The sequence below is a fragment of the Fusibacter paucivorans genome (assembly GCF_018390735.1).
GTDB classification, from domain to species: domain Bacteria; phylum Bacillota; class Clostridia; order Peptostreptococcales; family Acidaminobacteraceae; genus Fusibacter; species Fusibacter paucivorans.
On the sequence record NZ_JAHBCL010000004.1, the window covers coordinates 150817 to 157622 of the forward strand.

Annotated in this window: 3 protein-coding genes; 1 reads left to right on the forward strand and 2 read right to left on the reverse strand. The window is 42.0% G+C overall.

From position 1 onward, the window contains the following. Window positions 1-86 precede the first annotated feature (86 nt). Window positions 87-1205, reverse strand: a complete 1119-nt coding sequence (locus tag KHM83_RS03525) for an efflux RND transporter periplasmic adaptor subunit (protein WP_213235527.1) — start codon at window positions 1203-1205, stop codon at window positions 87-89. Further along, window positions 1202-4456: an efflux RND transporter permease subunit gene (locus KHM83_RS03530; RefSeq protein ID WP_213235528.1), complete on the reverse strand. Its 3255-nt coding sequence runs from the start codon at window positions 4454-4456 to the stop codon at window positions 1202-1204. Before KHM83_RS03530 ends, KHM83_RS03525 begins: the two co-directional genes overlap by 4 nt. 224 nt (window positions 4457-4680) lie before the next feature. Between KHM83_RS03530 and KHM83_RS03535 the strand changes: the two genes are divergently transcribed. Further along, complete coding sequence (locus tag KHM83_RS03535) at window positions 4681-6462, forward strand: ABC-F family ATP-binding cassette domain-containing protein (RefSeq protein ID WP_213235529.1); 1782 nt, start codon at window positions 4681-4683, stop codon at window positions 6460-6462. The last annotated feature ends 344 nt before the right edge of the window (window positions 6463-6806 follow it).

Here is a 6806-nt window from a genome sequence, read left to right on the forward strand (position 1 = left end):
GCCATTACCCCCTCATTGATCACTTCAATCGCTTGCTCTACCACTGCCCCTTCGAGTTCAAGGCGTCATAATCTTTAACGACTTCGCTACTGTACACTGTCTGTAACGATACTGACAAAATCGCCAGGCTCAATAAAATCCAGTCCTTTTAAAACGATTTGATCCGTTTCGGATAAACCAGCTTCGATTTCAACAGCATCACCAGAAGTGATCCCCGTCTCAACCGTTTTCCTCATTACAGTACCAGCATTATCAACCGTATAAGCATAAGCATTTCCACTTTCTTGGATTAATGCTCTTTTTGGCACTAGCAATACATCTTCATGCGCTGACAAGACGATTTCGAGTTCCGCATAGAGTCCTGCTTTTAGATCGTTGTCACCTTCAATGGCCACTTCAATTGGATATGATCCTCTCGATGCAACGCTTGAAACACTTTGAACCGTTCCCGTGTAATGCTTGTCTAGCGTTTTGACATAAATCGAGACAGGCTGCCCCTTTGCCAAATCATTAATATACTTTGACGTAATACTGCCGGAAACAATATAAGATTCGTCTGGAATAATCGTATAGACAACCTGCGACGAGACAAATTGCCCTGCATCGATGTTCTTTGATACTATTGTACCTGAAACGGGACTTTTCTGCACGTAAGCATCATATTGTTCTTCTAATTGTTTTTGAGTGCTCTTTGCCGATGTCTGCGCATTCTCATATTGAATGACGGCGTTATCAAGCGCTGTTGCAGCACTATCCATCGCAGCCTTTGACACGGCACCCTGTCCAAATAGAATGTCTTGACGATCATATTGATCCTGTGCTTGATCTAGTGCCAATTTTGCTTGTTTTACGGCATTTTGCACTTGATCTAATGTCGATTGCTGCGTCACGCTGAGTGCTGATGTATCAAGTTTAAACAAAATGTCGTTTTTTGTCACAAAATCACCAACATCGTAGTAGACAGTCTCAACGGTTCCTGCCGTTTTTGCCATAACACTATAAGTTGCTGCAGGTTGAACTTCGCCAATGGTAAAGACCGTTTCTTCAATATCATCTCGATACGGTGCCGTAACAGTCACTGCAATCGGGTCGCTTAATACGGTCACTGCCTCTGACACTGTATGCTGTTTCGTATGGATGCCGATGACAACGGCAACAATAGCTGCCGCGCCAACAATGCCAATCATCAGTTTCTTATGCTTCATATGATCGTCTCCTTTTTGCTTTCGGATATATTTTCAATGCTATAGTAGAGTAACGGAATAATTAAGAGCGTCAACACAGTAGACGCCATAAGGCCAAAAATCAAAGCGTAACCCAGCTGGCTAAAACTGTCGTTAAAAAGTGCCAGCGGCAATACACCGCCAATAGTCGTCAGTGATGTTGCCATAACCGGTTGAAAACGCGTTTTTACCGCTTCGGCAACAGCCGCTCGCAGCGACATGCCTTCCAAGCGCAGATAATTCGTAAAATCGATTAGTACGATGGCATCATTGACAGCAATCCCCACCAGTGCGACAATACCGAACATGGCGTAAAAACCAAGATTGTTCCCTGTTACAATAAGCCCGACAACGACGCCAATAATTGCAAAAGGTACTGAGAAGAGTATCATAAGCGGCTGTAAAAAGGAATTGAACTGTATGACTAAAACAATATAAACCATAAGCAGTGCAATAACAAAGTTAAAGGCCATGTTGCCAATCTGCTCATTGAGATCTCTCATTTCACCTCCGACTTGCTGCGAAATACCCTTTGGCAGCTTGATCGTATCAACTTTATCGGAAAATTCGCGATTCACCTCTGCCGAATTGTAGCCGGGTGCAATATCTGCTTCAATGTAAATAATCTTTTCACCATCTTCTTTTTCAATACCACCTAGCCCATCTTGAAATTTTAGGGAAGCAACTTCATTAAAGTTAATACGCTCACCCGTTGGACTCGTAAAGAAAAGTTTGTCAAAATCTTTGGCACTCTGAATGTCGCCGTCATTGTAATACATTGTAATATCATATTCTTCCAGATTCTCTGTATAAGTCCCCACTGTAGATCCCGAAACATGCTGCCTGATTTCACTTGCAACAGATGCCAGATTCAATCCGTAATAGGCAACGCGATTTGGATCAATATCAACGACGAGTTCTCGATTGCCGCCATCTGTTGATAATGCCGGCTCTACAACGCCTTCGATATCCTTTAGGACATCGTAGTATTGTGCTGCATAAGACTTCAGTGTTTCAAGATCATCGCCCTTAAGGCCAAGGCTAATTGCCGCGCCACTGGAAACGCGCGACATCACCGATTGTGCTTTGACTTCTATTTTGGCGCCCGGAATTTTTTGAACGCGCGATCGAATTTCATTTTGAATCGCTTCGCCGGTAATGGTGCGATCCTCTTCATCCATAAGCTCTACCGTAATGGTTGCTTCGTTGGTTTGATCCCCACCTACATTGGATGTAAATGATTGAAGACCCGGAATATCAAAGAGTAATGCCTCCACCGCTTTTGTAATATCCGACGTATCAGAAAGCATCGTACCAATAGGCGCTACAATGTTGATACTCATCGATGTTGGCTCTTCATCCGGGAAGAGTTCTAATTTTAAAATACCTGCCGGAATGGTTGCTACGGAAGCGATAAATACCATAATGGCAATTGTCATTACCGCTAATTTTTTTGGTTTTGAAGCAATGAGCTGATAGATAAATCGTTTGTAGCGTTCAATCAGACCGTGTTCGCCCGTTTCGGCAGTACGTTTTTTGCTAAGTGTTATAACGACGTAAAACAGTGTAAAAACAGCAGCAATAACCATTGTCGTTCCTGTAATCTGCCATTGATTTGAAAAGGCCAATACAGAGAGTGCAAATATAAAAATACCCGACCGAATCATTTGTCCACGCGTCGGCAATGGACGCTTTACTTTATAGGCCGAAAGAAACTTGGAACATAATGCCGGCGTTATAATAATGGAGACAAAAAAAGAAGCTGCTATAATAAAAATAATCGTCTTTGGCATAACGCTCAGAAACTTGCCAATAATCCCCGGTGTCATTGCAACGGGAATGAAAGCACCTACTGTCGTCAGTGTTGCCGCTAAAACAGCTGGCGCCACTTGATTAAGTCCTTTTTTCGCTGCAGTTATTCGGTCAACGCCTTCTTCTCGCAGTCTGTCTATATTCTCCATGACGACAATCGCATTATCCACAAGCAAACCCAAGGCAATGATAAAACCGGTCAGCGAAATCGTGTTAAATGATATGCCGGTGAGCTTCATCAGCAACAGCGCAATAAACAGGGAAATCGGAATAACGGAAGAAACAATCAGCGCTTCATTAAGGCCGATAAAAATATAAAGGACGAGAATAACGCTGATTAAACCGCCCAACGCATTATTGACAACCGTATTGAGGTCTTTTACCACATCTTCACTCTGATCAGCCGTAATGAGCAGCTGTACATCTTCTGGTATCAAATGTGATGGTGATGTGGAAACAATATTTCGAAGTGCTTCTGATGGCGCGACGATATCATAGCCGCTTTCTCTGTAGACGCTTAAGTAAACAGCCGGCGCTGTTTGCGCATCGGCATTTTCATAGAGATATAGCCTAGAGAGTGAGGTTGGCGTCTTATGCGAATCGGTGACAATTGCAACATCATGCAGAAATATTGTTCGATTTGGTGATGAAGCAATCACAAGGTTTTCAATATCTTCAACACTCGTAAATCGCTCATCGACACGTACGTTGACATCCTCACCATCAAGATTCAAATCGCCTGCCGGCAAATTAATATTCGATGCTTGAAGTGCTTGTGTTACTGCCGAAAAGGATAGACCGTATTCCCGCAGCGTCACATCATCGACTTTTACCTGAATCTCGCGATCGTAGCCGCCTGAGAGTGATACTTCGCGAATTCCCGGGACACTTTCCATTTGATCCTGAATACGTTCACCGTATTCTTTTAAGGAGACGAGATCATAATCACCGGTTATCGTCACGTTAAAGATCGGCATTTCGCCGGTTTCAAAAACGCCGATTACAGGTGTCATCGCTCCGCTTGGCATGCTGAGTTGTGCGATTTCATTCCGCACCTTTTGCTCCGCATCATCCATATCTGCTGTTTCTTCAAATTCAGCAATGATTAAAGCATAACCATTTTGTATCGTCGCCGTAACACCCTTTACATCACTGATGCCGGTGAGTTTATCTTCAATCGGTTCAGATACCATGGCGTCAATATCTGTAACTGCCGCCCCTGGATAAGGGACTTGAACATAAATGTAACTTAATGATATATCTGGTACTGTTTCCTTAGGCAATTGCTGATAAGTCATCATGCCAAGCAATAAAACAGCTAGAATAATCAAATAGACAACTTTAAAACGATCAATAAATACAGATGCCATTTTTCCCATCATATTCTGGGGCATCTTCAACTCTGGCAATTCTTTTTCCATGTGTGCCTCCATTTCTTTATCTTTCGCTATCATAACCGATAAACGCTAATTCTTCTCTTAAAAAATATTAAGAAATTCCTAAGTTTCCGCCATTAACGTTTTGACTTGCAGCCATTCGTCATTCACAACCATTTGTCACTGAATACACTGACATTTACAAATGAACATTGTCAAGTTTAAGCAATTGCGATAAAATGTTACTGATTTATAAGAAAGGTGAAGCTATGACACTGATAACTCTCGAAAAGATCACCAAGACTTTTGGCGCTCAAACATTATTTCAAGCAATTGACGTCAGTCTTTCAGAAGGCGAAAAAATAGGCCTAATCGGTGTTAATGGCACCGGCAAAAGCACACTTTTAAAAATTATAAACGGTGATGAAACCGTTGATCAGGGCAAAATAACCAAAATGAGGGATCTACGTGTCAGTCACTTACTGCAAGACCCTATCTTTGATGAAATGCTAACCGCACACGAACAAGTTAAATCCTTTTTGGGAAGAGATGCAGAGTCTTATGCCGACTATGAAATAAGCACGATGCTAAACCATCTGCAAATTGATTCGCATCAGCAAATGATCGCGCATTTCTCTGGCGGTCAGCGCAAGCGTATCGCATTAGCAGCAACGCTCTTAAAGCCTTGTGATCTCTTATTGCTGGACGAACCAACCAATCATATGGATAATGAAACCATTGACTGGTTGGAAGAATATTTAAAGCGCATGAAGTGTGCTATTTTGATGGTGACACATGATCGCTACTTTCTCAATCGAATCGTCACGCACATCTTTGAACTTTCAGATCGTACACTCTATCGGTACGATGGGCGCTATGAAACTTATCTCGAAAATAAAAATACTCGCCTAATCCAACAGGCAAGCGCTTATAAAAAAATGAAAAATCTCTATGTCAGTGAACTCGCTTGGATTCGCGCCGGTGTTCAGGCACGCGGCACGAAATCGAAATCGCGCATTCAGCGTTTTGAGGCATTAAGGGAAAACATGTCTCAGATTTCAGATGAACAAATCACGATTGAAACTGCTTTTACACGACTCGGGAAAAAAATCTTAGAGATTGACGCTCTGGCTATTGGCTATGATAAAGCGCTCCGAAAACCATTGACCTATATGGCAAAACCAGGTGACCGCATTGGCATCATCGGTAATAACGGCTCGGGTAAGTCAACGCTTTTAAATACGTTGGCCGGTGTCTTGCCACCTGTTGAAGGTTATTTTGAATTCGGTCCAACGGTTAAACTCGCCTATTTTACACAAAATCCCGATATTGATACCCATACTTCGATGCGAGCTATAGACTATATCAAAGAAGTTGCTGAATACGTGACGACAAAAGGCGGTTACCGCATCAGCGCCGGGGATATCATGGAACAGTTTTTATTTGACAGCAACCTTCAGTATACCCCCATCGATTCACTTTCGGGTGGCGAACGCCGTCGCCTTCAATTGCTGAAACTGTTAGTCGACGCCCCAAATGTTCTCCTTTTAGATGAACCGACCAATAATCTTGATCTCGATACATTAAAAGCACTTGAAAGTTATCTCGATTCTTTTGAAGGTATTGTCCTTTGCGTTTCTCATGATCGTTATTTCTTAGATCGAACCTGCGATCAGCTCTTTGTCTTTGACGACTTGGGGAACATCGACATCCAACAGGGTAATTATTCTGATTATCTTAATCGGCGCCCAATGGAAACAAGCAGTATTGCCAGCAATGCTGAATCTTCAAAAACAAAGACAGAAAGACCGAAATCATCTAAGAAAAAATTATCTTACAAAGAAACCAAGCAACTTGAAGCTTTACCGCAAACCATCGAAACCCTTGAAGCCAAACTCGATTCCCTTCAAGCCGAGATGACGGCAAATGCTACAGACTTTGCCAAAATTCAAACGCTATTCGAAATGAAAGAAGCAACAGAACTTGCTTATTTAGAAGCGCTTGAAGCCTATGAAACACTATTGGCATTAAAAGAATCCTATGAGCATTAAAATCTGTTTTCACATTGAGACAATTGCATAAGCGCCTTAATGATCAATTGACAATACCGCTTGAAACACAAGATTTGAATAATCAAAAAAACTGTGTCAGCACCATTATAATCGAACTGTCCGCTAAACATTTAGCGTTCGTGGACAGTTTGATATCATGTGCAAGCACAGTTTTTTATTTAGGGCTTGCTGAACGAAGTTAAAACCATTGAGAATACTGACATTGAAACGCTTTTTTGATATAATAAATGCAAGGATTTTAACATTTCTTCCACAAAAACCTTGCAGATGGAGGCGCCTCATGTATATCAGAAAGACCAACCAAATCAAAATAGCCGATGATT